At 60.6% G+C, this 23,565-nt stretch carries 35 protein-coding genes; 11 read left to right on the top strand and 24 right to left on the bottom strand.

Going from position 1 to position 23,565, the window contains the following annotated elements:
• Nucleotides 1-180: 180 nt before the first annotated feature.
• Nucleotides 181-2,571: a hypothetical protein gene (locus VSP_RS29940; protein WP_044133713.1), complete on the bottom strand. Its 2,391-nt coding sequence runs from the start codon at nucleotides 2,569-2,571 to the stop codon at nucleotides 181-183.
• A gap of 809 nt (nucleotides 2,572-3,380) precedes the next feature.
• Here VSP_RS29940 and VSP_RS29930 point away from each other — a divergent pair.
• From VSP_RS29930 to VSP_RS29915, 3 genes are all read left to right on the top strand, one after another.
• Nucleotides 3,381-4,865: a heparin lyase I family protein gene (locus VSP_RS29930; RefSeq protein WP_198141258.1), complete on the top strand. Its 1,485-nt coding sequence runs from the start codon at nucleotides 3,381-3,383 to the stop codon at nucleotides 4,863-4,865.
• A complete protein-coding gene (locus VSP_RS29925; RefSeq protein WP_009965372.1) occupies nucleotides 4,862-5,848 on the top strand; it encodes a hypothetical protein in 987 nt (328 codons plus the stop codon). The genes VSP_RS29930 and VSP_RS29925 overlap by 4 nt, the downstream gene beginning before the upstream one ends.
• 394 nt (nucleotides 5,849-6,242) lie before the next feature.
• Nucleotides 6,243-6,896 (top strand): AraC family transcriptional regulator, encoded by a 654-nt coding sequence (locus VSP_RS29915; RefSeq protein ID WP_009965370.1) that lies wholly within the window; start codon nucleotides 6,243-6,245, stop codon nucleotides 6,894-6,896.
• Between the two features lie 133 nt (nucleotides 6,897-7,029).
• On the opposite strand, the gene VSP_RS29910 is transcribed toward VSP_RS29915, so the two are convergent.
• The 23 genes from VSP_RS29910 to VSP_RS29800 form a co-directional block, all read right to left on the bottom strand.
• On the bottom strand, nucleotides 7,030-7,347 hold the full coding sequence (locus tag VSP_RS29910) for a hypothetical protein (protein WP_009965368.1): 318 nt from the start codon (nucleotides 7,345-7,347) through the stop codon (nucleotides 7,030-7,032).
• Nucleotides 7,348-7,412: 65 nt separating this feature from the next.
• A complete protein-coding gene (locus tag VSP_RS38040; protein ID WP_053332404.1) occupies nucleotides 7,413-8,249 on the bottom strand; it encodes a DNA adenine methylase in 837 nt (278 codons plus the stop codon).
• Nucleotides 8,250-8,296: 47 nt separating this feature from the next.
• Nucleotides 8,297-8,572, bottom strand: coding sequence for a helix-turn-helix domain-containing protein (locus tag VSP_RS29900; RefSeq protein WP_009965365.1), 276 nt, complete (start codon nucleotides 8,570-8,572; stop codon nucleotides 8,297-8,299).
• Nucleotides 8,572-8,898 carry a hypothetical protein gene (locus VSP_RS29895; RefSeq protein ID WP_009965364.1) on the bottom strand — a complete coding sequence of 109 codons (327 nt, stop codon included), beginning with the start codon at nucleotides 8,896-8,898 and terminating at the stop codon, nucleotides 8,572-8,574. The genes VSP_RS29900 and VSP_RS29895 overlap by 1 nt, the downstream gene beginning before the upstream one ends.
• Nucleotide 8,899: 1 nt before the next feature.
• Nucleotides 8,900-9,271: an ASCH domain-containing protein gene (locus VSP_RS29890; RefSeq protein WP_029190873.1), complete on the bottom strand. Its 372-nt coding sequence runs from the start codon at nucleotides 9,269-9,271 to the stop codon at nucleotides 8,900-8,902.
• Nucleotides 9,268-9,519 carry a hypothetical protein gene (locus VSP_RS29885; RefSeq protein WP_009965362.1) on the bottom strand — a complete coding sequence of 84 codons (252 nt, stop codon included), beginning with the start codon at nucleotides 9,517-9,519 and terminating at the stop codon, nucleotides 9,268-9,270. The genes VSP_RS29890 and VSP_RS29885 overlap by 4 nt, the downstream gene beginning before the upstream one ends.
• Before the next feature lie 2 nt (nucleotides 9,520-9,521).
• Nucleotides 9,522-9,698, bottom strand: a complete 177-nt coding sequence (locus VSP_RS38035) for a hypothetical protein (protein WP_156346562.1) — start codon at nucleotides 9,696-9,698, stop codon at nucleotides 9,522-9,524.
• 33 nt (nucleotides 9,699-9,731) lie between these two features.
• Nucleotides 9,732-10,190 (bottom strand): hypothetical protein, encoded by a 459-nt coding sequence (locus VSP_RS29875; protein WP_009965360.1) that lies wholly within the window; start codon nucleotides 10,188-10,190, stop codon nucleotides 9,732-9,734.
• Complete coding sequence (locus VSP_RS29870) at nucleotides 10,177-10,638, bottom strand: hypothetical protein (protein ID WP_009965358.1); 462 nt, start codon at nucleotides 10,636-10,638, stop codon at nucleotides 10,177-10,179. Before VSP_RS29870 ends, VSP_RS29875 begins: the two co-directional genes overlap by 14 nt.
• Before the next feature lie 3 nt (nucleotides 10,639-10,641).
• Nucleotides 10,642-10,866, bottom strand: coding sequence for a DUF551 domain-containing protein (locus VSP_RS29865; protein WP_009965357.1), 225 nt, complete (start codon nucleotides 10,864-10,866; stop codon nucleotides 10,642-10,644).
• A 64-nt stretch (nucleotides 10,867-10,930) separates the two neighbouring features.
• Nucleotides 10,931-11,119: a hypothetical protein gene (locus VSP_RS29860; protein ID WP_009965355.1), complete on the bottom strand. Its 189-nt coding sequence runs from the start codon at nucleotides 11,117-11,119 to the stop codon at nucleotides 10,931-10,933.
• A gap of 3 nt (nucleotides 11,120-11,122) precedes the next feature.
• A complete protein-coding gene (locus tag VSP_RS29855; RefSeq protein WP_009965354.1) occupies nucleotides 11,123-11,569 on the bottom strand; it encodes a hypothetical protein in 447 nt (148 codons plus the stop codon).
• Nucleotides 11,570-11,606: 37 nt separating this feature from the next.
• Complete coding sequence (locus VSP_RS29850; protein ID WP_009965353.1) at nucleotides 11,607-12,215, bottom strand: host-nuclease inhibitor Gam family protein; 609 nt, start codon at nucleotides 12,213-12,215, stop codon at nucleotides 11,607-11,609.
• A 37-nt stretch (nucleotides 12,216-12,252) separates the two neighbouring features.
• Nucleotides 12,253-12,441, bottom strand: a complete 189-nt coding sequence (locus VSP_RS29845; RefSeq protein WP_009965352.1) for a hypothetical protein — start codon at nucleotides 12,439-12,441, stop codon at nucleotides 12,253-12,255.
• 33 nt (nucleotides 12,442-12,474) lie between these two features.
• Nucleotides 12,475-12,801, bottom strand: a complete 327-nt coding sequence (locus VSP_RS29840) for a hypothetical protein (RefSeq protein ID WP_009965351.1) — start codon at nucleotides 12,799-12,801, stop codon at nucleotides 12,475-12,477.
• Between the two features lie 25 nt (nucleotides 12,802-12,826).
• Nucleotides 12,827-13,039, bottom strand: a complete 213-nt coding sequence (locus tag VSP_RS29835; RefSeq protein WP_009965350.1) for a hypothetical protein — start codon at nucleotides 13,037-13,039, stop codon at nucleotides 12,827-12,829.
• 37 nt (nucleotides 13,040-13,076) lie between these two features.
• Nucleotides 13,077-14,051 (bottom strand): AAA family ATPase, encoded by a 975-nt coding sequence (locus VSP_RS29830; protein ID WP_009965349.1) that lies wholly within the window; start codon nucleotides 14,049-14,051, stop codon nucleotides 13,077-13,079.
• Nucleotides 14,052-14,080: 29 nt separating this feature from the next.
• Entirely contained in the window at nucleotides 14,081-16,105 is a 2,025-nt protein-coding gene (locus VSP_RS29825; protein WP_009965348.1) for a hypothetical protein, read from the bottom strand.
• A gap of 28 nt (nucleotides 16,106-16,133) precedes the next feature.
• A complete protein-coding gene (locus VSP_RS29820) occupies nucleotides 16,134-16,649 on the bottom strand; it encodes a hypothetical protein (RefSeq protein WP_009965347.1) in 516 nt (171 codons plus the stop codon).
• Between the two features lie 38 nt (nucleotides 16,650-16,687).
• Nucleotides 16,688-17,017 carry a hypothetical protein gene (locus tag VSP_RS29815; protein ID WP_009965345.1) on the bottom strand — a complete coding sequence of 110 codons (330 nt, stop codon included), beginning with the start codon at nucleotides 17,015-17,017 and terminating at the stop codon, nucleotides 16,688-16,690.
• Nucleotide 17,018: 1 nt separating this feature from the next.
• On the bottom strand, nucleotides 17,019-18,122 hold the full coding sequence (locus VSP_RS29810) for a hypothetical protein (RefSeq protein ID WP_009965344.1): 1,104 nt from the start codon (nucleotides 18,120-18,122) through the stop codon (nucleotides 17,019-17,021).
• Nucleotides 18,123-18,145: 23 nt separating this feature from the next.
• Nucleotides 18,146-18,772 carry a hypothetical protein gene (locus VSP_RS42775; RefSeq protein ID WP_157211135.1) on the bottom strand — a complete coding sequence of 209 codons (627 nt, stop codon included), beginning with the start codon at nucleotides 18,770-18,772 and terminating at the stop codon, nucleotides 18,146-18,148.
• The gene (locus VSP_RS29800) at nucleotides 18,769-19,002 is read right to left on the bottom strand and encodes a hypothetical protein (RefSeq protein ID WP_009965342.1); all 234 of its coding nucleotides are present in this window, start codon (nucleotides 19,000-19,002) and stop codon (nucleotides 18,769-18,771) included. Before VSP_RS29800 ends, VSP_RS42775 begins: the two co-directional genes overlap by 4 nt.
• 250 nt (nucleotides 19,003-19,252) lie before the next feature.
• On the opposite strand from VSP_RS29800, the gene VSP_RS40255 reads away from it, so the two are divergent.
• From VSP_RS40255 to VSP_RS29750, 8 genes are all read left to right on the top strand, one after another.
• Entirely contained in the window at nucleotides 19,253-20,137 is an 885-nt protein-coding gene (locus tag VSP_RS40255; protein WP_157211134.1) for a LexA family transcriptional regulator, read from the top strand.
• Nucleotides 20,134-20,607, top strand: a complete 474-nt coding sequence (locus VSP_RS29785) for a hypothetical protein (RefSeq protein ID WP_009965337.1) — start codon at nucleotides 20,134-20,136, stop codon at nucleotides 20,605-20,607. Before VSP_RS40255 ends, VSP_RS29785 begins: the two co-directional genes overlap by 4 nt.
• Before the next feature lie 320 nt (nucleotides 20,608-20,927).
• The gene (locus VSP_RS29775; RefSeq protein ID WP_009965335.1) at nucleotides 20,928-21,596 is read left to right on the top strand and encodes a hypothetical protein; all 669 of its coding nucleotides are present in this window, start codon (nucleotides 20,928-20,930) and stop codon (nucleotides 21,594-21,596) included.
• The gene (locus VSP_RS29770) at nucleotides 21,593-21,985 is read left to right on the top strand and encodes a hypothetical protein (protein WP_009965334.1); all 393 of its coding nucleotides are present in this window, start codon (nucleotides 21,593-21,595) and stop codon (nucleotides 21,983-21,985) included. Before VSP_RS29775 ends, VSP_RS29770 begins: the two co-directional genes overlap by 4 nt.
• A gap of 3 nt (nucleotides 21,986-21,988) precedes the next feature.
• The gene (locus VSP_RS38025) at nucleotides 21,989-22,435 is read left to right on the top strand and encodes a TIGR02594 family protein (RefSeq protein WP_009965333.1); all 447 of its coding nucleotides are present in this window, start codon (nucleotides 21,989-21,991) and stop codon (nucleotides 22,433-22,435) included.
• Nucleotides 22,436-22,477: 42 nt separating this feature from the next.
• Complete coding sequence (locus tag VSP_RS29760; protein WP_009965332.1) at nucleotides 22,478-22,756, top strand: hypothetical protein; 279 nt, start codon at nucleotides 22,478-22,480, stop codon at nucleotides 22,754-22,756.
• A gap of 59 nt (nucleotides 22,757-22,815) precedes the next feature.
• Complete coding sequence (locus VSP_RS29755; protein WP_009965330.1) at nucleotides 22,816-23,298, top strand: hypothetical protein; 483 nt, start codon at nucleotides 22,816-22,818, stop codon at nucleotides 23,296-23,298.
• The gene (locus VSP_RS29750; protein WP_009965329.1) at nucleotides 23,295-23,564 is read left to right on the top strand and encodes a hypothetical protein; all 270 of its coding nucleotides are present in this window, start codon (nucleotides 23,295-23,297) and stop codon (nucleotides 23,562-23,564) included. The genes VSP_RS29755 and VSP_RS29750 overlap by 4 nt, the downstream gene beginning before the upstream one ends.
• Nucleotide 23,565 lies beyond the last annotated feature (1 nt).

The following is a 23,565-nucleotide window of genomic DNA, read 5'->3' as shown; positions in this document are numbered from 1 at the left end:
AATGGAAGGAAGAATTTCACGATCTACGGTAGTAGGAGGGGCGCAATGCAACTCATTGGGGGTATCCGGGTCTGGAGTGAGCAGCAGGTGCCGGTTCTAGATGATTTTGAGGGCGGCTGCCGGACTTCCCGGCAGCCGGTGAATGGGCGGTTCTCCGGGCAGATTACCCGGCAGCAATATTCAACGGTAACTCAGCCATGCGGTTGCAGTACAATTCTCAGCAGCAACCACGCGCAGCCAGTGGGCCTGCATGAGCGGGTCAAAGCGCATCACCAAGCCTGCCTCCCCTGGGGGTACCGTTACGGAATCGTGCGTCACCCATTTTCCCGTGCCCAGGGGGTCAACTTCAATGCGTATCGTGATGGGTTTTGATTCCTTGTGGTGTAGCTTCAACTCGCGCTCCTCGTAGCCCCACATGAGATAGGGGTCGCTTGCCACGCCGGCTTGTACTGGGGCGTCCTTCCAGGGACCCCCCTCGCCCCGAGGTTTGCCAAACTGCCATAGGTCATCGATCGCGCCCGCCCAGAGAGCCACCTTGCCATCTTCACTCCGGATGATGTGCTTACCCTTCGCTTGGGCGTTTATGCCGCTGAGCACCAGCAGACCGCGGTAGGTGGCAAAGTCTTTGATGCGCCGGTTGTGGGTTGCGATGGGCCGAATTTTCCCAAATCCGCCAGCGCTTGCAGCGGGCAGTTCGTAGAAGGTGCCTGCACAGTTGAACAAGCTGCGTTCCGTCACGACCATGCGGTTGGTCCGCTCATCGCCCAACACGCTGGCTGTGTCGAACGCTGCACCGCCTCTGGGCAGCCGCCAGCGCTGGTTTGTCGAGCTCATGTAGATCACTGAAGCTGCATCAAATGTGAGCGCACCCGGTGCGACGGCCAGACCTTTGCGCAGTGCAGCAGCAGAAGCTGGATCCTCCACGCGCGTCAGCTTCAGGTCGCCATTGAGTTCATAGAGGGCATCCGCCGTTACGAAACTCATCGTGCGTTTGTTACCGCCGCGGGCGTAAAGAAGACCTCCAGACACATCAGCATCCTTGGGCGTTGCGATGCCGTCAAAGGCAGACGATGGGACATCACTCCGGTTGTCTGCGTTGCGATAGTTCATGAGCGCTGTCACGCTTGAGCAATCGATATTCGCGCTCACCCGCAACCACACGCCTGACTCTGAAGGCTCGAAGACGAGCTGCTTTGCCGCCTTTGCAGGCAGTTCGATCTCACGAAGCCGCGTCCATTGGCCATCGCCTTTTGCGTCCACCTCAAGTGTAAACGTGACAGGTGAAGCCGCTTCATGGTGGATCCAAAGGCCCCGCTGCGCGTAGCCGCTGAAGAGGATTGGGTCACTGGGCGTATGGGCCTTTATGCTGTCATCCAACCACACCGCCCCCTCGCCGAGGGGGACGCCCATATCATCGAGCTTTTGAGGATCGACAAACCATAAATTGGTTTGAGACTGACCCGGCCGGAGGATTTTGTTGCTTGCTCCACCCCACTCCTTGACCACGTTGACGTCAGTGACGTCACAGCCAAAGACAATACGGTCATTCCAGCGGCAAAAATCCCCTACGATGTTGAGCAAAGTTGACCGGGGTACGATGCCCGCAGAATTACGTGGCGAGAAGGCCTTGGGGAAGCGCCACAGGGTGCCGTGCATGGACATGAGAAGATCTTCCTCGCCGATTTCCCGTATGCGAGGCCATTCGGTGTACCAGCCATGGCCACCGTCATAGGTGTGCGAAGCTTTTGGAAGGCGATAAGTGTGCCACTTACCCTGATCCAGGCACATGAGGATAAGGGAGCGCTTGTCCCATCCAGTCGCCCAAATGGGATCCGAATGGGGGTGTTCATTGCCGTATATCCCGCCAGGCCCTGTCACTTCAGTGAACTGATTGCGGCTGACAAGTTTGTAGTCACCTGTCCCATTCCACTCTCCGAGCGCCCCACTTACTGCGTCTGGATCACTCTGCGGTTGTCTTCCGTGGTCCCCGTTGTTGGAGAACACAAGTTTCCCCTGGCCGCTGTACAGGCCTTTCCCGTGCCAGCCTGGAAGCTTCGTCGTGATGGGGGCAGGGCGATCTGCCTTGCTCTGCTCAAGCCCTGGCACTTTCTTATTCCGGTCCGTCATGATCTCGCCCACCTCAAGAGTGTGGACATCCACCTCGTAGAGTCCGGCCTCCATCGTGGCAAAGTAGATTTTGTCCCCAGGAGCCGTCAAATGGCGTGCCGTGCCAGTCAATCGGCCGGGCATTTGCTGCCATGGCACTACCCTGACGTTGCGTTCCGCATCGATAAAGTATGGCCCAACGATGAGTTGGTTGGACTCCCGGTGGATCATGCGATTCGCCGGAGTACCGCCGATGCTCTCTGTCCGCACGATTTGTTGCAGGTCAGGCGTGATTTCATACAGCTTGTCTGAAGAGCCGTAAGGCATGTGCGGACCGTAGGTAATCGCCCAAAGTCTCCCTGCCCAAGGCACCACAGCGCCCGTGCCGCACTCCCCCTCATTGTTGAACATCGCAAGTCCCGGATACACCCCGCTAATGTTCAGCGGCTCACTGCCTAGAGCCATGCTGCCCACGCATGCCGTGAGCAAGATCGCTTTGGCTGACCATTGTCGGGACCTCCGAGGCCACTCTCTCCATTGCCCGCTAAGGGAGCTATCCCCGGGAGCGGTCGCTAATGAAGAGGTCTCCTGTTTGTTTGGTGTCATAGTCGGCATAAATGTTTTCAATGATGAAGAAATGGATTGGCCGGCAGGTCACTCAGGAGACGCCTGGACTATCGCAATAATGAATTTTCTCTTGAGCAGAGTGTTGAGTGGCGGGAGATGCAATTGCCACTCCTCCATCCCTTCTGATGGCCGGGTGGAGATTTTTCACTTTCATACGCGTAAATGGAAGCAATCGGGCACGAGAAGGCGATGTCTATAATAGTTGTGAAGTATGGAAGGCTCTCGAAGATCACGCCCCTTGATATGTCGCATCCCGTTTTATTGTGCGAAAATTTATGAAATATGTCGGGATCGTGCATTGCGGACCGGCCGGCAGCGTCATGCCCTGGGGGACGGGCAAACATTCAGCGGACTCCTCTGATCGTATCTTCGAACGGTGCTAAATTGGCCTTCCGTTCTTTTTCCAACGTGCCCACACTCCATGAAAAAAAAGGGCAATTTTTTCTCGTTTTTTTTGAAACCTTTTTCCACCTGCACGTCATACTCCGAGACTCTCGCTGTATTCGTACCGCGGTTGATGCGTTGCGAGAGGGGCAGTGAATGGCTACAGCACCTCCCATGACAGCATCCATGTGCCATCGTCCACGAGCCACAACCGATGCGACCTATGAAAAAAAGCGATTGTACTCAGGAATCTCATGGCATGCATGAGCGTTAGTGATCCGATGCGCCTTTTTCAAGACCACACCTCCGGTGCCTGCCGCGGGAAAGGCACATGGATCCTGCATCTGACCCGAAATTGCATTGCCAAACTCCAAAGCAAGGTCCTGACGCCGTTTGCCACAGCGATCAACATGCTGCGACGGGGAGCGCCCGGCTGGGGTACCTTGGGAATCTGGGGACTTGCGTCCATCAGCGCGATGGCTGAGACGGAATCAGTCACCGGATACGAGACCGGGCAACAGAATGACAATGACATATATATCGGTGTGGTTGAGCCCAGACCTGAGAGCGTTGTGGCCAGCCAGAACTACGCGCGTTGGGGAATGTGGTCCTTGAGATCGGAGTTGAACTATGGAGAGACGACGGACGTTGGCATCCGTGCGGAATGCAACCAGCGCTTGTTGAGGAGCAGTGCTGGAAGCACCATCCCCATGGTTCAAAGGGGAGTGCGCCGCTTTTACGGGTTCTCTGTCCTGCTTGACCCGCAGCCGGGCAACTACGAGTACGACAGCACGAGTGAAGTGATCATGCAGCAGAAGCATGCAAACGGTGGTGCCGTGTTCCAACTGCTTACCGATGAAAACTGGTTCAAATGTTGGACGCAAAATCATGATGGTGTGCGCCGGCGCACCAACATCATGACCTTCCAGAGAGGGATATGGTATGATTTCGTTTTTGAACATCTTCCCTCCTACATGGGGAGTGGCGAGATCCGTCTCTATTGCAAAAAAGCGAGCGAGAGCACCTATGTCAAACGACTGCAATGGATCGGACCCACACTGTCCATGAACAAAGATGGTTATTGGAAATGGGGAATGTACAAGGCTAACTGGACAAACCCGACTGGCAGCTCGAAACGAGTGATTTACCATGATAATATCAAGGTGGGGGCGACCTTTGCCGAGGCGGATCCGTCCATCATGTTGCCCGCTGGCTGGAGCACGCGAAACGTTGGGAGTGTGGGGGCACCGGGCTACGCCACGGCCATTGGAAGCGTGTTTACCCTCAGAGGCTCGGGCATGGGGGTTGACTCCACCAGCGATGGGTTCCGGTATGCTTTGCAGACCCTGAGCGGCGATGGTGAGATCACGGCGCGGCTTGTCAGCATGAGCAACCATGGCAATCCACTAGCGGGCATCATGGTGCGGGAAACCGCAGCCGCGGGTTCGAAGTATCACTTCTTTGGCCGCAATATCGGAGGAGTGATGAACACCAAACACCGGGCCAGTACCGGCGGAGGAGTCTCCACGACGATTCTCGGGACCTCAGCAGCACCGACGTGGGTCAGGATTGCCCGGGTGGGCAATGTACTGACCGCTTACAAAAGCACGGACGGAACAACCTGGACTGGCGCCTCTTCTCAGACGATCTCGATGACGGGAGAAATTACCGTCGGGCTGATGACAACAAGCCGGCACGCTACGGCGGCGACTACTGCAGTCTTTGACAATGTCACGGTGGTCCCATGAACGTGAAGCGCCCGCAACTGACGGCTCTGGCTCTCTGGGCGCTGGCAGTGGGCGGAGTCATCGTGTTCCGTTGGTCAGGGGGGGGATCTCCTCCCCCAGAGGGGCGCGGTGCGGGGGCTGAAGCGTTTTCCTCCCGCCCGGTTTCCGTTCGGAAACTGCCCAGCTTCAAGACCGCGCCCGATGTCGAGGAGCTGGAGTTGGCAGCAGATATCCAGGCCCTTCGTGCTCTTGTCTTGCACGATCCGGAGAGGGCGTGTCAGGAGGCGCTCAAGCTGGGAAGCGCAGCGGTCGCTTCGCTCTCGGCGGCCTGGGTAGAATGGGATGCCGATGCCGCGGTTCGCTGGGTGCTGTCCTTGCAGGGGAGTTTGCGCGAGGCCGGTTTGGCAACACTGGCCGTGGAACTCGTCTCGGAGGATCCACAGTATGCTTTGAAGCTCGCGCTCGCCATGGAGACGGGCGTGACGCGGAACGAGACTGCTGCTTTTGTGATGACGCAGTGGGCAGCCGGCAATCCGGGGGAAATGCTGCAATGGACATCGGAATTGAATGATGCCGGACTGCGGATGGCGGCCGAACAGCGACTTCTCCCCGCGATCGCTTCCCGAGACCCAGTGCTGGCCGCCACCTATGTGGCGGAGCAGATCGACCAGCCAGGCCTGCAGATGGCGGTGGTGCCAGCGATCCTCCAACGGTGGGCTCAGCGGGACCCAGTGGCGGCCGCAGCATGGGTTGCAGGTATTCCAGATGCAGAGCTGCGGACTCAGGGGTTGGACGCGATGTTACGGGTGTGGGCGCAGCAGAATGCGGGAACGCTCTACCAATGGTGGTTGCGCGAGCCTGCAGGCAGTTTTCGCGATGAAGCGGCCGTAGCAATGGCGGGGATCTTGGCGGATACCGACCGGAGCATTGCTCGCCTCTACGCAGAAGGTATCACAGATGAAGCTCTGCGCACTTCCGCCCTGACAAGGGTTTCCACCCCGTGAAAGGTCTTTGCCGCATGGTCGGTCGTGGTGATTTGCTTTATCGACGTGATGACTGCGGAAGATTGCTTTGATGAGATTCTGAAGCAGAACTTCCAGCAACGTTGTGCTCCACAGATTCTCGAAGTTATCGTCTCAGGTCTTCTGAATGCAACGACCACTGTGAGCAATGAACTGATGAAGGAGCGCATGGGAAGATTGTGCCTTGTTCTCCGATAAAGATGTTGCGCATCGTTGTGGCCACACCGACCTGGAAGACTTTGTGAAAGTGTTTAAAAGGTGGCACGGCATCCTCGCCGGAGTGGATTCGCTGGAGCTGCGGGGGAGGTGAAGAAATAAGCCCCCTTGGGTCGCTTGGATTTGTCTCAAAACTGCGATTCAATGTGATTGATCCGCCATGATGGAAAAGTCGTTGCAATACAGGTTCTTCGCGAGCATCGCGGACGGGCAGGCGGCGCGGCAGTTGTTTGAGCACCTGCCGGAGGTCTATTACTTTGCCAAAGATCGTCAAAGCCGGCTGATGGCCGCGAGCAGCAGCATGCTGATCAGGCTTGGGCTCAAGCAGGAGTCCGAAATCGTGGGCAGGGTGGACGAGGATTTCTTTGATCCGCAGACTTCAAACTTGTTTCGAGAGGACGACCAACTGGTGTTTGCCAGCGGAAGGCCGCTCGTGAACCGGTTGGAGATGTGGTCCGACGACCAACACCGCCATGAGTGGTACCTGACAACCAAGATTCCTCTCGTGGGCCTTGATGGTTCAGTCGTGGGGTTGATGGGCATCACCCAACGGGAAGCCAGCAACGTTGGTGCCCATCCGGACTCGGAGGTTGGAGTGATCCTCACCTATCTGAAAAACAACGTGGATCGTGCCATGAGCACAGCGGAGCTGGCGCGGGCGTGCTCCATGTCGGAACGCACTCTTCACCGCCGCGTGCGTCAACGGCTGGGGGTGAGCCCACATGAGCTAATGATCCGCGTCCGCATTCAGATGGCGGCAGAGGCACTTGTAAAGTCCAAGCTTCAAATCATCGATCTGGCTATAGAGGTTTAGCACGAGACCCTAAAACCCCGATAGAGGGTGAAAAACGCTGAAGATCAGCACGATCCGGCGAGGACGACCGCCCGGGGCAATTCTGAGAAACTTTGGGGCGGTTTGCATGGAATTGCAGCGATCTGAGAAACTTTCAGCGCCACCCGGTGTCTGTGCCGGGGCCACTCAGATCGGCCTGCCACTCGACGGCCTGGGTCTGGATTTCTTGGGCCGACACACCTGACATGGCGAAGGCGAAGAGCTGACCTGCGGTGGCCACTTCGATCATGGCGGCGGTCACCTCGGGTGTGACCGTGATGGGATACTGCGCTTGTTCAAGAGGGACGAACGGCCAGGTGACGGCGGTCGCGAACGTTTCATGCGCGGCCGTGAGCCCTGCCTCCTGCACCGCCTTGATGATTGTGCTGGCCATTTTGGCGTCGATGTAGGTGGCGATGGATGGCGTGGACATGGGGCGATTCTAAGGGCCGCTGCATGGGCTTTGCAAGCCTCTTGCAGCGACCGTGCATTGAGGGCCTACACGGTGCAGGCGGCGGCGAGCTGGACCAACTTGGTGCGCTCCGAGGTGGCAGGTGCAGGCGTCTTGCGGATGATGATCTCTCCAAAGGTCTGCTTGCCTTTGGCCTGGGCCTGGTTGAGCGCTCCGTTACGTGTCTTCACGGCCGTGGTGTGCCAGCCATGGAAGAGGCGGCGGTTGAGGTCGGAGTCGTCAACGGTGACGATCCAGTCGCCCTTGAGCTGCTGCACCCGGGTGGCGAACTCGGTCATCTGGGCCTCGTTCCACCCATCGTAGCAGTCGGCCTTGGACTGATAGTACGGCGGGTCCATGAAGAACAGGGTGCCTGGGGCGTCGTACAGGCGTAGCATGCGCTCGTAGGACAGGTTCTCGACGCTGACCTTGTCCAGGCGGGCGCTGAGGTCTCTGATGGCCTGCTGCACGTTTTCGCGGGATCCTGTGGCGGCCCCGCCGCTGGTGCGGGAAACGCCGTAGCTGGTCATGGATGTCCCGAAGCCGATCTTGTTGCGGATGAGCCAGCGAGCCGAGCGCTGGAGATCCGTGAGGCCTGGCTGGGCCATGAAGTCCTTGAGATTCTGGCGGGCGTTGAGCGTCCACTGGATCTCGCCGATCAGGGCCTCGGGGTGGAACTGGACGCAGCGGTATAGCGTGACCAAGTCGCCATTCAGGTCATTGACCACCTCGACGGTGGACCTTGATTTTGCGAGGAGTACTGCGAGGCCACCGGCGAACGGTTCGACGTAGGCGGTGTGCTCTGGCAGTGGTAAAAGGTGCTTGAGCAAGCGGGATTTTCCGCCCGCCCAACGGATGAGCGGTTTGGTTCTTGGAGTCGTCATTGAAGCGACTGACTGACACCAATACCACCTGTTCAATATCCAAACCTTTACTCCGCCGTGGTCTTCGTGGCGAGGGCTTCGACCTCGGAGCGGTCGAGGCGGAGGCGGGCCTTGGGCTTGGTCTGCTTGGCTGTGAGGAGTCCTTCCTTCACGTAGCGGTAGACGCTGAACTGGGAGCAGCCCAGGATCACGGCGGCCTCTTTGGCCGAGATCTGGGGCAGCTTGGGGACGGGCTTTCCGGCCTTGATCACCCAGGCACCATCGCTCCGCTGAAGGGCGATGGTGGGAAACTGAAATTCAAGCTGTGATCCGGGGACGGGCATCAGAGCAAGGTCAACTGTGGGTCAAGGGCTTTGCGCTGTTGCTCCGTAAAGTGTGCAAGCGCCTCTTGATAGCTGTACGCACGATAGACACCCTCACGGCCGCGCTGATCGCCCGCACCGTGCCACATCGTGATAAAGCCGAGCTGGAGCAATTCTGTGGTGCGGGGGCGAAACGTGAGGATATCCATGTTGGCTTTGGCCGCGATCTGACGGGTCGTGCCGGGGCCGTGTTGTTTCCACGCCTCATAGACCGCCAACCGCAGCTCACTGAGGCGAGACTGGAGGCTCTCCCACGTTTCGATTGAGTAGTCGATGGCGGTGTCCATATCAGAGGTCGTGGTATTTGAAGCAGGAGTCGAGGTATTCGAACTCGATGCGGGTGATGGTGGTTTGAGGCCGGCAGCCCTTGTGGGTCTTGCAGAAAAAGGCGATGAACTCGTCTGGTGTCATGTCTGGGAAACCTTCACGGGCGGTTTCGTTCGGTCGGGTCCGCAGCTTGTCGAGTGGTTCCCGGATGACGCTGACGATCTGGATCCGGCCGAGCTGCACGTGTTTCTCGCCCTTTTTGAGACCCATGCCCTTCTCGATGGCCATGACGATATCACCCGCCTTGAGGGTAAGCCATCCGAGGCGGCGGGTGACGTCTTTGGTACGCGCCCTAAACTGTGGCGTCGTGAGGGCAAAGGACATTCGATTCATGGCTTGAGTGCCTCCTTGGCTTTGCGGTTGGCTGCTGTCACCTTCTCGAACTCTTCAACGGCCCGGGCGTACTGGGCACGGAGGACGGTGAGAGCCTGGTCCCAGGTGAGGTCCGCAGCTGGAACGTGACCATGGGCAGCAGCGATATCGACATCGACGCGGAGACGGAAGTCGCCCCAGTAGAGCGAGACACGATTCCGGCGTAGCTCCTCGGCCAGCGGAATGGGTTCTAGGGGTGGACGGGGCATGGTCAGTTTTTCCCTTTCTGCTTTTCGAGGTAGCGGAGCGTGGTCTCGAAGGTTTCAGGGTAGCCGTCTTTGCGATAGAGGGCGTTCTTGGCCATTGGAGGCAGTGAGCGAAAACACGGGGCACAGAAGCTCATGCGGCGTTTCTTGGAGCCACCACAGCCGAGGCAATCGGTGCTCATGAGATTGGTATAGGCGCGGTGTGGCATGGCGGTCTACTTGCGGAGTTGTTTGAGCTTTGCCTCCAGGAGCTTGATGCGGCTCTTCTGGTTGGCGGTTTTGGCGTTGGCCAAGCGGATGGCCTCAACGATGGTGGCGGGGTCGTGGGTGTGGACGAGGCTGGAACGGCAGTCGTCGACGCTGGTGTTGACGAGCATGTCGGCAGTGCGTGTGCCCTCCAACGAAAGCACACAAGCCGAGCAGAGATCTGCCGCGACCCAATGGCATGCCTTGCCGGTGCGGTCGGTGCAGCCGTGGCAATCCATGTCGGTGCAGTGGCAGACGCGGCATTGCCGAGGCTCGGTGAACTCGTGGCCCAGGAAGGCCGCCCGAGATCCGCAGCACACGGGCGGCTTGTGATCTGGGAAGACTTTGGGCACGTAGAGGTCTGACTTGCATCCATTGCAGAACCAATGGATGCAGTCGTACTGCTTGATAGGCTTAGGCTTGGCCATGGGTGGAGTTCCTCCTGTTTCTGATGGTGTACATGAGATTCCAGATCTGCTTGGCGGTGGCCTGGGCGATGGTGCACTTGTAGGTGTCCATGCAGATCTTCTCGGCATAGGCTCGGTCGAGACCGGCCTTGGTGAGCTCGGTGTCGAGCTTGTGAAGGGCTTGACGCTTGGGGTCGCTCTGGGCACGCATGGTGGCCTGGAAGGCACCGCCGCTGTCGCCTGCAAGGTTCTTGAAATGGGCCAGCAAGACGAGGTAGTCGCCGTTGGTGGCCTCGCTGATGCGGCGGCCACAGGCGGCAATGGACTCCTGGCCGCGCCAGTCGGCTTCCTTCTCGTCAGTGAGGTCGAGATCCCTGGCGCGGGTGTAGCCCTTCTTGGCCCACTGCGAGAGTGTGGCCTTTTGGAGATTGCTGAGAGGCTTGCTCAGCGTGGGGATGGGTTTGGGCATAACTCAGGCGGTGGGAGGTTCAGGAAAGTGCATCCAGTGAGTGGGCGGTGTGCCGGCCAGCAGGTCGGGGCTGGAGAGGAGCGAGCCGTCGACGCTGTACCAGTCCCCCTCTTCGAGGTAGCAGGGCCAGACGGGCTCTGAGTCCCACAGGGGTGAGGTGCCGAGGACGCTGGTGTTGTCGTCCGGCACGGATTCACTGACAGGGATCCAGGTAAGGGTAAGTGGCATGGCGTGGCGTTGGTGGTGGTGAATGAGTGATGGAGCAGCTCCGGGGAGCTGCTCCGGTGAAGGGTCAGCCGGGGATCTCCAGCTCGGTGAGCTCTGCCCCGACCAGGGCGAGGGCGCGGAGGCCATCGGGGCCGTGTTTTTTGAGGGTGGCCTTGATGTCCTCCGCTGCCTTTTGAATGCGCTTCTGCTGGGCTTTTGGCATTTGCTCGATCATGATGCGGATGGCTCCGAGAGAGGCTTCTTTGCTGGTCATAGATCAGAGGGCGTTGGGGGTTTTGACTTTTCCGCCGAAACGATCCCAAGCCGCCTTTTCAGCGTCTCCGCCGACGAGGCGCAAGGGAGCGGTGCAACGGTGATGGTGCTGCTCCTCAAGGACCTCGGAACGGCCGTCATAGAGGGCGCGGAGACGGGTTCGAGAAGTCACCACCCACGTAAGGGCGGCCCAGTGGGAGACAACCAGGGCGATGAATCCCCAGGTCATGCCCGCAGGAGCCTCGGAGAGGAGGCCGCAGAACTGGCGGGGCCATTCCCACAGGCTGTCGGCCTGCGGGACCTCAGGGGGCACGGCGGCTGCGCTGAGGTTGGGCGGTGGTGCGTCCATGATGACGTAGAGGGGTTCCTCTGCGACATCCATTGGCGGCATGGTGCCGGTTGCGTTGTCGCCACCGAAGGCGATGAGAGCGAGCAAGAGCAGTGTTTTCATAGGGCTTGCAAGGCGGGTGCGTTGAGGTTGCGGGTGATCAGGCGGTCTGCTGGACGGTCTCGGGCTGGAGGTTGAGATCGATGACGAAGCGCTCCTCCTGGGCGACCTGGACACCGAGGCGGGCGAGATAGGCCGTGAGCTCCGTGGTGTTGCTGGCATCGCCAGTCTGCTGCGAGTGCTCCACAGCCGTGCGGTGGGAGACGAGGATGGACTCCTTGTCGGGCTCCTCCTTGGTGCGGATGAACTCCATGGCCCAGCCGCCAGCGCGACGGCAGGCGTCCACGAAGCCATCCCAGGTCTGCTTCTTCTTCTCCCCCGTGGCGCGCATGAGGACCACGGCGGGCGGCGAGATCTGCCAGCCGATCTTGTGGCCGCCATAGAGCTCGGACTTCTGGCGCTTCTGGAAGAGCTCGGGGTGCGCCTCGGCGAAGCGCATCAGGGTGGTTTCCTGAAGCGCCTTGGTGTCCTCGAAGGCGCGGGCCTTGTCATCAGCCTCCTTCTTGATGCGCTCGATCTCCTGCTTGGCCTGGTTGTGGATGGCCTCGGCCTGGAGGTGGGACTCGATGTAGGTCGCCAGGGCGGCGCGGGCCTGGGCTTCGGTCGGGGCGGGAATCGTGACGGGCTTGGATGTGGTGCGGGTGCTCATGTGGTATGTGGCGTTATAGGGTGAATGGTGGTGGGTTTTAGATGCGCTGTCCGTCCAGTGCGAGAGCCTCGAACTGCTCGGTTTCCGCTGCATCACATGCTGCCCGCAGCTCGGGCAACCAGGAGGGTGGCTCGTCCTGATTGCGGGTTTGAGCCTCTACCTCTTCGCAGGTCAACTTGGCCCAATAGAGGAGGTTCTGAACGACTTGGATTTCGGTGAGGGTCATGGCGTGGCGTGGTATGGGTTTGGTGGTGGCGAGTTACTCGGCGGTCATGAGGACGGCCTGGATCAGGGCGGTGACGCGGATTCGGCCTTCATCGGTGATGATGTGGGATCCCCTGCTGGAGACGATGAGCTGGCGGCGGTGCAGGGATTGCAGGACGCCGTTGAGCTCGGCCTCACTCATGCCGAGGTCCTCACGCAGGCGGTCCTCACTCATGCGCAGGACGTTCTGAGCCAGGGCCACGAGCACCAGGGCCGTGGCGACGGTGACCTTGGAGCCGTGCAAGTATTGCAGCAGCGTACGGGTGCCGTTGAGGACTTGTTCAGCCCCGGGCATTTCATTGATGTCGTATTCGATGGGCATGGGGTGGCGTTCTATGGGCTGAGGGTTAGCGGAGGCACTTGGGACGGGAGGCATCACGACGGCGACGGGACTGGAGCCGGGCGTTCATGCGGTAGAAGCGGGCGCGGTGGAGTTTGATGGCCCGATGGAGCGTGGGGCGAAGCTCGCAATCCTTATTCATGTCGCTGAGGACGGTCTCGGCGACGGCGAGGGTGATACCGAGAGCCTCGGTGACGTTCATGGCTGGGCGCTTTGACATGGCGTGGAGGTGTGGGTGGTGATGGGTTCGAGGAGTCTTAGGACGGGTCTTCCAGGAGACGGTAGTTCCGCACCAGGTGCTCGTGGGCGAGCTGGAAGGCTTTGTTCGGGGTCTTGGCTGCCCCTTTGGTCATCAGCTCGCGGGCAATGCGGATCTGGTGCCACAGGGCACGCAGGCGGCCGTGGTGGGTGACGACGGTGGTGGCCAAGTCGAGCAGGTCGGTGGCGGCCTCGGGCCAGACGCGGGTGAGCAACTCGCCAGCGGCCTCTCCGGCCTTGTCCTTGAGGTCGGCCTTTATGCGCACACCGACGCGGCTAAACTGCTGGTCATTCTCCTCAATGGCATCGAGCAGCTCGGGATTGCCGATCAGGGCAATGGGGCACCCGGTGGCATCATGGAAATCGAAGAGAGCCTCACGGCCCACCCTGGTGAGACGGTGGGCGTTGTCGATGATCAGCATGCGGCCCGACCCCTTGAGACGTTCCACGAGGAACGAGCCGCGATTTCCATCACGCTTGCGGCGGTAGGCGCTGGTGTCGATCTGACGCCAGATGGCGGTGATGATGCCGTTGGTATCTGAGCCACTGAACCGGCTCAATGTGATCTGGAGGCTCAGCGGGTTCTTGCTGGTGTAGAGCTGGATGGCGCGGCTCTTGCCCACACCCGCGTCGCCGAAGATGAGGCCGACATGGGAGTTCTTGCGGATGAGCTCCAAGGCGTTGTGGACCTGCTTGGTGACCAGCGTGGGAAAGGTCTCGATCTCCTGGATGACCAGGGCGCGCATTTCATCGAGCTTGATGAGGTCGCGGATCTTGAGCTCAATGCCGCCGACGTCCCCCTCGAAACGGTCGCTGAGGTAGCGGCTGACCATGGCCTCAGAGGCGTCAATGCGTTTGCCGAGATCCTTCAGGGAAAGGCTCTCGCGGTCCTTGTACTTCTGGAGCTGCTGGCGGAGCTGTTGGTCGATGGGCTTGACGCGGTCGTTGGCGGGCGTGGCGGTGGGCGGTGTCATGGCGTGGCGTGGCGTATGGGTTGAGGAAATCACATGTCGAAGAAGCTGCACCCGTCGTCAGAGGACAGGGCTTGCAAGGCGGGGGGTTCCAGCACCGGCTCCTCGTCGAGGATACTGGCGGCCTGGCGGGCGACGGCCTTGCGCTTGGTGCGGGCCTCGTGCTCCTGGGGCGTGACAGGCAGACCCTTGATGACGCGAGCGTTGTGCTCCTGCTGCTCGGCACGCTCGGCGGCCAGGGCCTCGGCACGGTGGGCGACGGGAGCCTCGACGTCGGCATTCATCTGGCTGACGCGGCCCATGCGGCTGATGACGGCGGCGTGGTCAATGCGGGTGCTGACGGCGATGCGGTGGAGCAGGCCGATGGCCGCGCCCGTAGTGTCGCAGCAGAGGGCGATATCAGGAGAGAGCGGATTGGAGAAGACCAAGAACTGCTCACCTGGGCGGAGCATGATATCGCGGCCCGTGGCGGTCTTGGCGTGGGCGTCGTAGCGCAGGATCTCGCCGCCGCCATAGACGCGGATCTCGCGGTCCTCCACATGGCGGACATGCGCCATGCGGCCGGGGAGGATCTGGTTCCAGGTCCAGGGGGTGAGGCGGGTGAGCTTGTGCTTTCCGCGATCCCACACCTCCCGGGGGCTGAGGTTGCGCACTTCAATGAGCTTGTCCTTCTGCGCCTGGCTGGCAAAGGCGAGGCTGAGCAGCTCGGCCCGCTCGGGCGGGAGCATGAGCATCTGCTGCTGCATTTCCTCAATGGGGATGAACTGGTCGTCTCCCCACTCCGGCAGACGGTAGAGGGTCTTGGTATGGCCGAGGGTCTTCCAGCCCTCCAGCGTGTGCCAGTGGCGGTCGCGGAGGGCCTCTTTCAAGTCGGCCATGATGGCCATGAACTGGTCCTCGGCGAGCAGGGGCAGCTTGAGCAGGTGCCAGCGGTCCTGGGGCACCTTCTTGAGCAGCCGTTCCACGTAGGAGATGATGGCCTTCTGCTCCTCCGGGGATTCCTCGCGGTTGCGGCCCGTGGCACCGGGAAGGGCGGCGATCATGTTTCGCCAGAGGTTGAAGACCGATTCACGTGATGCCTTGAACCTGAAGTTGCCCTTGGCAGGACCGTCGTAGATGAGGCCTTTGAGGGCGCGGTTGTCCATGCCGCCCTTGTCGATGATGATCTTCTTATCGGTCGCGGCCAGGAATCCCTCGGCCAGCTCATTGCGGACCGTGGCGGTCCCACGCTCGACAATGACATGGGTGCCGAGGTCGGCCCGGTAGCCGTTGGTGGAAAAGTGGGTGAGGATCATCCAGAACGCGTCCTCTTCCTTGAGGCCGAGTTTGGAGCCGTCCTCCTTTTCCAGACGGGGCTGGAATCCATCCATGATCTCGTAGCCGCTGAAGAAGTCGAGCAGGTTGAAGGACTGGGGGCGGGCCACCTGGCCGTTGGACCAGGCGACATTGATGTCGTGGTACTGGTCATCAATCATGAGGACCTGGCCGACGTCCAGGCCGACGCGGGTGGTGTACACCTTGGAGAGCAGAGCCTTGGCCTTGCTGCGCCCCTGGCGGGCCAGGGTGCGCTCCACCTGGTCAGGGAGGTGCTTGGTCAGGTTCTCATAGCTCCACCCGCGAGGGTGCAGGCATCCGGGCTGGTTGGCCGGGGGCTCGCTGTAGCCAGGGATGACCGAGGCGGTATTTCCTCGACGCCACTGGCGCAGACGGTCCATCAGGACGCGGTAGGTCTGCTTGGCTCCGCCATTGCGCTGGAAGCGCTCGTACTCGCCCTGCCAGTAGCTGATGAAGGCCGGGGGCAACCCGCGCACATCACCCTGCCCCAGGTACTTGGCGTACTTGCGCTTGTCGATGAGGCCGAGCACGCCCTCCTTTTGATAGGCATAGAAGAAGCGGGTCAGCGTGGCCTGGCTCACGCCCCAGGCCTGGGCGAGGGTGCGGGATTGCTTGGTCCATCCGCGCCCAATGGCTGTGAGCTGCTCCATGCGGGCGGTCCAGAGCTGGACATGGGTGCGGGCCTCGGGGGGGAGGCATGAAGCGGTGATGGTGGAGAGCATGGGAGTGGAAGCGGTTGAGGCGATGCGATCAGGCAGCGCAGGCGATTGACTTCTGGCGTGCGGCTTGCACGGCCATGGAGCGGCAGCGGCGGTGGAGGGTGGCCCAGGCACCGCGACCGCGACTGACGGCGGCCTTGGCCAGCAGGCGGTGGATGTGGGCGTCGCTGAGGTGGCAGAGCGTGGTGATGTAGTCCTCGCTGCTGAGGTTTCCCAGGTCCACCAGCTCGGCGGGCGGTGCGCTGTCCGCTGGCTCATAGAACACAGGCACGCTGAGGGACTTGAGGTAGAACCTGGCGGCGTCATCCCGGGAGAGGATGATGGCGGCATAGGAGCCAACATGAATCTCAGGCTTCCAGGGCTGGTCACAGGCTTCGAGCTTCTGCGAGAGGCGCTGCATCGCCTCCTGGAGGGTGGGAGCCCATGCCTGAAACTGGATCATGTCTTCCCCGGTGGGGCCTTCTGAGTTGTGCAGGCAGACGAAGTACTCCTCGTTGTCATGGAGGATGCGGACGTGGTGGTTCATGGTTTTGGCGTGGCTTTGCATGGCGTTTGCAAGTGGGTGGTTGAGTGGTGGGGATCGGCTCAGTCCTCGGCGGCGACGTAGTGGCCGCGACCCGTGCGGTTGATGTGCCCGTGCAGGTAGAGGTTCTGGAGGAGGTTGCTGGCCCGGACTTTGTTGATGCCGAAGAGCCTGGCCACGTCCTGCGAACAAATGGGCAGGGGCGAATCCTGGATCATCTGGAGCACCTGGCCAGAGAGCCCTCTCGGTTCACAGAGCTGCTTTTTGCGCGGGGCCGCTCCGTGGGACATGCTCTGCAAGGCGCGGCGGGGTGCCTGGGCAATGGCCGCCTGGGCGGCGGACTCCGCCTCGCGGCAGATGCGGGACTGGGACCAGATGGGATCGGTGATCATGTTATTTCCCTGTTCCTTTCTTGGTGGGTTTGGCAAGGACATGGGTAAGCTTGACTCCGGCTCCCTTGCCCGGGCCGCTGTAGATGACCTGGGTTGCGTCCGCGTAGAGCAGCGCGGCAGCAGCCCGCTCCTCGGCTGTCACCAGGATGTGGAAGTGGGGGAAGCTATTGAACTGCGCGATCTGGAGTTCCTCCTTGCCGTGCATGTTGGCGGCCTCAACGGCCTCGGCTTCGGTGTCATACTGCTCCGTGCTGGCGATCACCTCCGTGGCGGCGTCGATGGCTTTGCCCTCCAGAATCTTCTTGCGGGCTTCTTCCTCCCGGGCCTTGGCGTCCTTGAGCTTGGAGGCGTGCATGGCCTTGGCCATGCGGGCCTTGGCCTGCTGGACGACCTCCATCCAGTGGGTGAGCTCGTCTTCCAGGTCTTCGATGGAGACGTTCCCGGTGAGTTCCTTGCCCTCTTCGCGGGTCAGGGGCAGGCTGTAGATCAGGGTGTGCCACTTGGTGGCATCCGCAGCCCGCAGCCCGATCATGGTTTCAGTGACGCTGCCAAACCAGCCCTGGGCCTGCTGCTCCGGTGTCTCTACGGGCTTGGTGGAGTTGCCCCCTTTGTTGCGGTCCTTGTCCAGGTTGGCTCCTGCGTCCTTGCGGGCGATGCCGTACTCCTGCATCAACTCCTTGGCCGTCTTGCCATCGGTGGAGTCCTTGACGGCGGCGAAGACCTGCTCCTGCTCCTGATCGCTGAGATCCGAGAGCGGCGCGGCGAGCAGTTTGGCTTCCAGCTCCTGGAGGATGGCGACCCTCGTTTTTACCCCATCAGCCATGGCGATGTATTTGGTGGCGGTCTCGTCGCTGATGCCGAGGTTGGCTTTTACGGTGGCCTCCCAGGAAATACCCAAACCGTCTTGGGTTTTTCGGCCCCGGGTCTCCCCGAGGGCCTTTTTGAGGCGCTTCAACTCCAGCCCCATAAGCACCATGAAGCCGCTGGCGGCGATCAGGTGGAGGCGGACATTGGTCTGGAGCTTACGAGCGTAGGTGAAGTGCTCGGATTGCCCCTCGGTCAGGTCTTGCGTGGGGCTCTGGGTGGTGGCTAAGGTGGTCTTCATGAATGCGGATGTGCTTGGGAAAATCATTTTGCTGCTGGCACCTGGGGCACCTGATCTGGCCAGGGAGTTGCTGGAACTGGCGAAGCAGGGTCCTTTCGTAGAGCCGCCACTCGTGCGGGGAAGGTCAGCGGGCAGCCGAGTGTTTCCCGACGTGCCGCCAGGGCTGCATGCCGCTGTCTTGCAGCAGCTTCGCAGTCTGGAGCGTGAGGATGATGGAACCCGTCATCATGCAGCCGCCGCCCAAAGTCTGAGATGGCTGCTGGCTGTGTGGGAGACGATTGGGCCTGACGCAGGGCGACTAGGGCCATGAGTTCAAGCGTCTCCGTCATCTCGCCGAGAGTGAGGTCATCGCAGGATGCGAGGAGCTGGCCCAGTTCGTGGCGCGTGGCCAGATCATAGAGGATCGCATCCACGAGGGTGACGCCGATGGTCTCAATTTGAATGTCATCAGGGGTGAGTGGTGAGGTGCCTGAGCCTTGCTGTTGCGCTAAGGACCTGCGTAGATGATCCCGAAAGACCCGCCCCCGACCTCCCTCCCTCAGGGATTCAAGAATTGCTGAATGACACGTGGCGGGACGTCCTGCGGGATCAGTGGACGATGCTGATGCAGGTGGAGTGACGGCGGGCTGGGTGGTAAGTGAGGTGGTCATGAGCGTTCAATGAAGAGGTTGCGAAAATGAAGTTGTAGGGTCTCGGATTCTCGGAGGGCGGAGGCGTAGTCCCGGGCCTGTCCTGAGAGCCTCGGGTCACAGGCCCTGGTGATCTCAGCGATGCCGTCGTAGATGTCGGCGCGGGTGGCGGGTGGCTGCTCGGCGGCATTGGCCACGGCCGCCCGGATCAGCGGGCCAAGTAGCTCCCGTTTTTTGACAGCGAGGTTCACAGGCCTAGCTCCCCCTTAATCAGTTGCTGGATTCTGGGGAACATCGTCGGGTGGTTAATCGCAATGCTAACAGCAGTGCGGGACCGGGACACGCGACGTGCCAACTCAGTGACGGACCAACCGAGTTCCACTAGGCGGACTTTCGCCCGAACAGTGAAATCCGTTTGCGCTTTGTGGTTGCTGTGATTAACAGTTGTCATTGGCAGGTGCTCACTTGTTACTATTGTGAGCAACATGTGGCAAGAAAAAAATGACAACTTCACTCACTATTGCTCAGCGGCTCATGCACCTGCGACACAAGTTGCGGCTCACACAGGCGGAATTAGCCGAACGGCTAGGGGTCTCACGTAACTATGTGAGCATGATGGAGGGCGGTCGCCCTCCATCCCGCTCACTTGTGCTGCTGATCGAAGACCTCGAAGAGCAGGCCAAGGATGGTCGCAAGAGCACGGGTGATGCTAGGGCCACGATGCGGAAAGCCCGGGAGGCTAAGGGATGGAGCATCAAAGACCTTGCCAAGGCCACGGGTTATTCGATTGGTGTGCTTCAAGCACTCGAAGAAGGCAATGGAAGAGGCAGTGAAAGACAGATTAAGAAGGTTGCAACGGCACTGGATGTCCCGTTCGAGGACCTTATGCAGGGCGTCGAGCCCGGGTTTATCGATGAGTCGGGGCTTACCGGGACATTGGGAGCCTCACCCAATGTCGAGCTTGGCCCTGGCATCAAAACTGCCCGGTATGTGCCGCTTATCAGCTTTGCACAGGCTGGCAAGATGGGCTCCTGGGAGGACGCCGCCTACGAATACACTGGCCACATCGCCTTCGATATGACAGATCCCAAGGCGTTTGGCGTCACCATTCGAGGGGACAGCATGGTCCCGGTGATCAATGACGGGGATGTAGCCATCCTGGTGCCTAGCAGTGCTCCCCGAGGGGGAGAGGTGGTGGTTGCTCGCCTCTCTGAGGAGGCTGGTGGCGGGGTGATGTGCAAGGTTTACACCCCCAAAGACGCAGGGGCCAAGGTTGTACTTACCAGCTACAATTCCGCCGTGCATCCTCCGCTTGAGTTCAGGCGTGAGGATTTTGTGTGGCTGTACCCTGTTGACTCTGTAACCAAGAAATTCAGAAGACCATGAGACCTGCAATCGTTGTCGCCCTGTTCATCGCCACTAGTTTTGCAACCAGTTGCAAGAGGGAGTTGCCTCCTCGTATTCTCGTGCCATCGCCTACAGAAGTCTTCCAGCCTGATGACTGGGCAAAGGCCGCGTCGGAAGAGGAGGGCCGTCAGAAGGCGTTAGCCGCCCTTGATGGTGCATCGTCGGCTTGTGCCTCTATGTTGGTGGTTCCGCCAAGCAAGGATCTTTACGACTTTGGTGTGGAGCTCACTATGGCCAAGTACACAGCGCGACATCAGTCGCTACTGAATCTGATGGAGGAAGTGGACGGGATAATTGCCCCGCTCGCGCATGCGAGCGCTCAATATGAAAGCCATCTAAAAAGCAAAAAGCCTGAAGCTGACGCCAGGGCGGAGTGGAAGGCCACGGTCAGCCCGGTGGTGGCGAATGTTGGGCACTTGACCACCAGGTTAAAGGAGTGGAAGCCGTGAGTAAGAACCTGAAGTGGAAGGATTCAGACATTGAAAGGCGTACAGAGAGGCTGAGAGAAGCGCTCCGTAAAAGTGAAGCTTTGTATGGTCGTATCACAGCTAAAACCGTCTTCGATATGGGCGACGTAGGCGGGATTGCAAAGCCTTCAAAAGCGTGCGATAAGGACGCCGCGACTACAGGCGAGTCCTACGAAAGGCGCGCCGAAGTGTAGATTTCTTTTGCGGATCATGCGGCATTGGCGGGGTTGTTAGACCCTCGTACCAAGTGGGTTTAAGAGGCGGGCGTTCCACCGAACGTCCCACTTCAACCCACGCCGCCCATGCCGCCCAACCTTGATTCGTTTCCGCGCCGTCGTCAGGACGCCCCGGCTCCTGAGCCTTCCTTTGCCACCCTTGAGCAGGTGGCCATCCAGAAGCCCCAGTTCCTCCAGGGGCACATGACCAAGCTTGGCCTGGTGCTCACGGGTCTGAGTTTGATCGGCGGCCTCTTTGGGATTGTGGTCCCGGCTGAGGAGTTGAAGGCCCTGGCCCAGACGGCCTCTGACAACTGGGAGGTGATCGGCACGCTCGTCGGTCTGGCCCTGGCGGCCTACGGCAAGATCCGGCGCAACTGGCGTCAGGACAATCTCGCTCAAATCATCGAGCCTGGCATCGACCCCTATGTGGAGGAAGGCCGGGCCTCACAAGGTTCCCCTGCGGACATCAGCGGGAAAAGCGCGGCGGCGGACGGTGGGCCAGGCGTGGCGCGCACCGTCGCCGCGCTCCTGCTGGCAAGCTGCTTGCTGAGCAGCTGCGCCACGCAGAACTCGCCCATTCAACAGGCCATCGCGGATCGCATCCGGGGAGCCCTGGTGGTGCCAGAGTCGGGGCTCGTGGGCGGCATTGGTGCCAGGGCCTTGGGTGGCGCAGTGCCCACCACGGCCTTTCAATCGTTCTTTGCAGCGCCCTTGCAAAGCCCAGGCAATGCCAGCCAGGGGGTGCAGCCGTGAAAGGTGTTGTTTCCTCTCTCTGTCTGCCTGTCCTGCTGGCGTCCTGTGTGACCCAGGGCGAGCGCATGACCCGGCCCGATGGCTCCACCTACACCTACTTCTATGGGCAGGTGGGCGGGGCGGCGACTAGCACGAGCTCAACTGGCACCACGGTGACCGCAGACCTGCAAAAGTCCTTCCAGGACTTCCTCGCCATGGTGGGCGTTTCGGTGGCCGCCTGGTCACAGACCGCCATTGCCAAGGCCAAGGAGATCTCCGCCCAGTACCAGGCGGGACAGCTCACGAAGCAGCAGGCCCAGAGCCAGATGCATGCCCTCCAGATGGCCGAGCTGGCCAGCAAGGAGCGCATGGCCCTGACCCCTGTCACCACCTCCACCCCGCTGCCCTGAGCCATGCCTACTCCCACCGCCAATCAACGCCTCCTTGCTGAGGCCAGGAAATATCTTGGCATCAAGGAATGGCCCGGGCCGAAGAGCAACCCGGAGATTGCGGCGATGTTTCGCCTGGCCCCCTCCTGGCTCGACCAGGACGACAGCCTCACCGCCTGGTGCGGGATCTTCCGGGGCACGGTGGGCCACCTCACGGCCACTGGGATCCCGCCCCAGCACTACCGGGCCGCAAGCTGGCTCAACTGGGGTGTGGTGGTGAATCTCGATGATGCCATCGAAGGCGACACCGTCGTGTTCAAGCGCGCGGGCGGCTACCACGTGGCCCTCTTCAACCGTCACGAAGACGGCAAGGTCTGGGTCCTGGGCGGCAACCAGGGCAACGCCGTCAGCATCGCCCCGTACTCCCGCAAGGATGTGGTGGGGGTGAGGCGGTTCAAGGAAAGTAAGTGAAGCCGCCTAAAGGCGGAACTCCAACCCTGATTCTGATCCATCATGAAAGTGTTCAACACCCTCTTTGCTGTCGTGGCCATCGTGCTGGTGGCCCTCTTCGCCATCTCCGTCTGGGAGTGCCGCCCCATGTACGCTCATGACAACAGCCCGCCGTATGGGCTGGGTGAAGTGACACCTGGTGGCCTGATGCTGCTCTGGCTGCTGCTTCCCCAGTGGCTCCAGATGGCCCTGCTCTTCGCGGTGGCCTGCCTGTGCGCCCTGGTGGCGATCATCCTGGATGCGCTGGCCCGCCTGATCCCACGCCGGGGCTACAAGGACTGACCGCCGAAAGGCGGGACTCCAACACTGACCTCTCCTCAACACGACTCCCACTCCCATCTATGCTATTCCCGCTGCTCGCTGAGGCCTTGCCGCAGACGCCCCCTGTAGATTCAGGCTTTTTCAAAGACTGGATCTCCATGGCGGTGTTTGTCGGGGGGCTTGCTCTCGCCATCTACGGCCGCTTTGCCAGTCGCAAGGTGAGCGTGGAGCCCAATCCGGTGCAGGTGCAGGTGCAGACCGCCCCGGCCTTTGCCACGGCCCAGCAGCACGCTGACCTGGTGGAGCGGATGGACCGGTTCGAGACCACCATTGGCAAGGCGTTCGATGATCTAAAAAAGTCACGGAGCGAGGACATTCAGAACCTTCACCGCCACATGGATTCGGTGGCGAAGTCTGTGGAGGAACACACGAAGGAAATTTCCCGCTTGCACCAGGATTCCATCAAGACGGCGTTCGACCGGATCAATGAAGTGTCTGACCAGGCCAACCGGACGGCGGGCGCGGTGGAGATGATGAAGCAGAAAGGAGCCCGTTCGTCATGAGCAACACTGCGAGAGCATCGGGTGAGCTGATCCGCGAAGTGCGCAGGATCCTGAGTGCCCTGCCTGATGGCAGACGGGCGACTGGTGAGTGGCTGGCATCCAAGATCAATGCCGACACGCCCCTGGTGGCGGATGTGGATCTGGTCAATGCCGCGCTGATCTACAACCAGGGCAAGGGCCTGGTCACCTACCAGCACAACGAGGAGATGGCTGTGGACGAATGGAGTCTCACTGAACGCGGCCGCAAACACGAGGGATTGGCATGAA

The sequence above is a fragment of the Verrucomicrobium spinosum DSM 4136 = JCM 18804 genome (genome assembly GCF_000172155.1).
Classification (GTDB): Bacteria; Verrucomicrobiota; Verrucomicrobiia; order Verrucomicrobiales; family Verrucomicrobiaceae; genus Verrucomicrobium; species Verrucomicrobium spinosum.
Note: the sequence above shows the minus strand (reverse complement) of the source record. Positions and strands in the feature narration are given on the sequence as shown.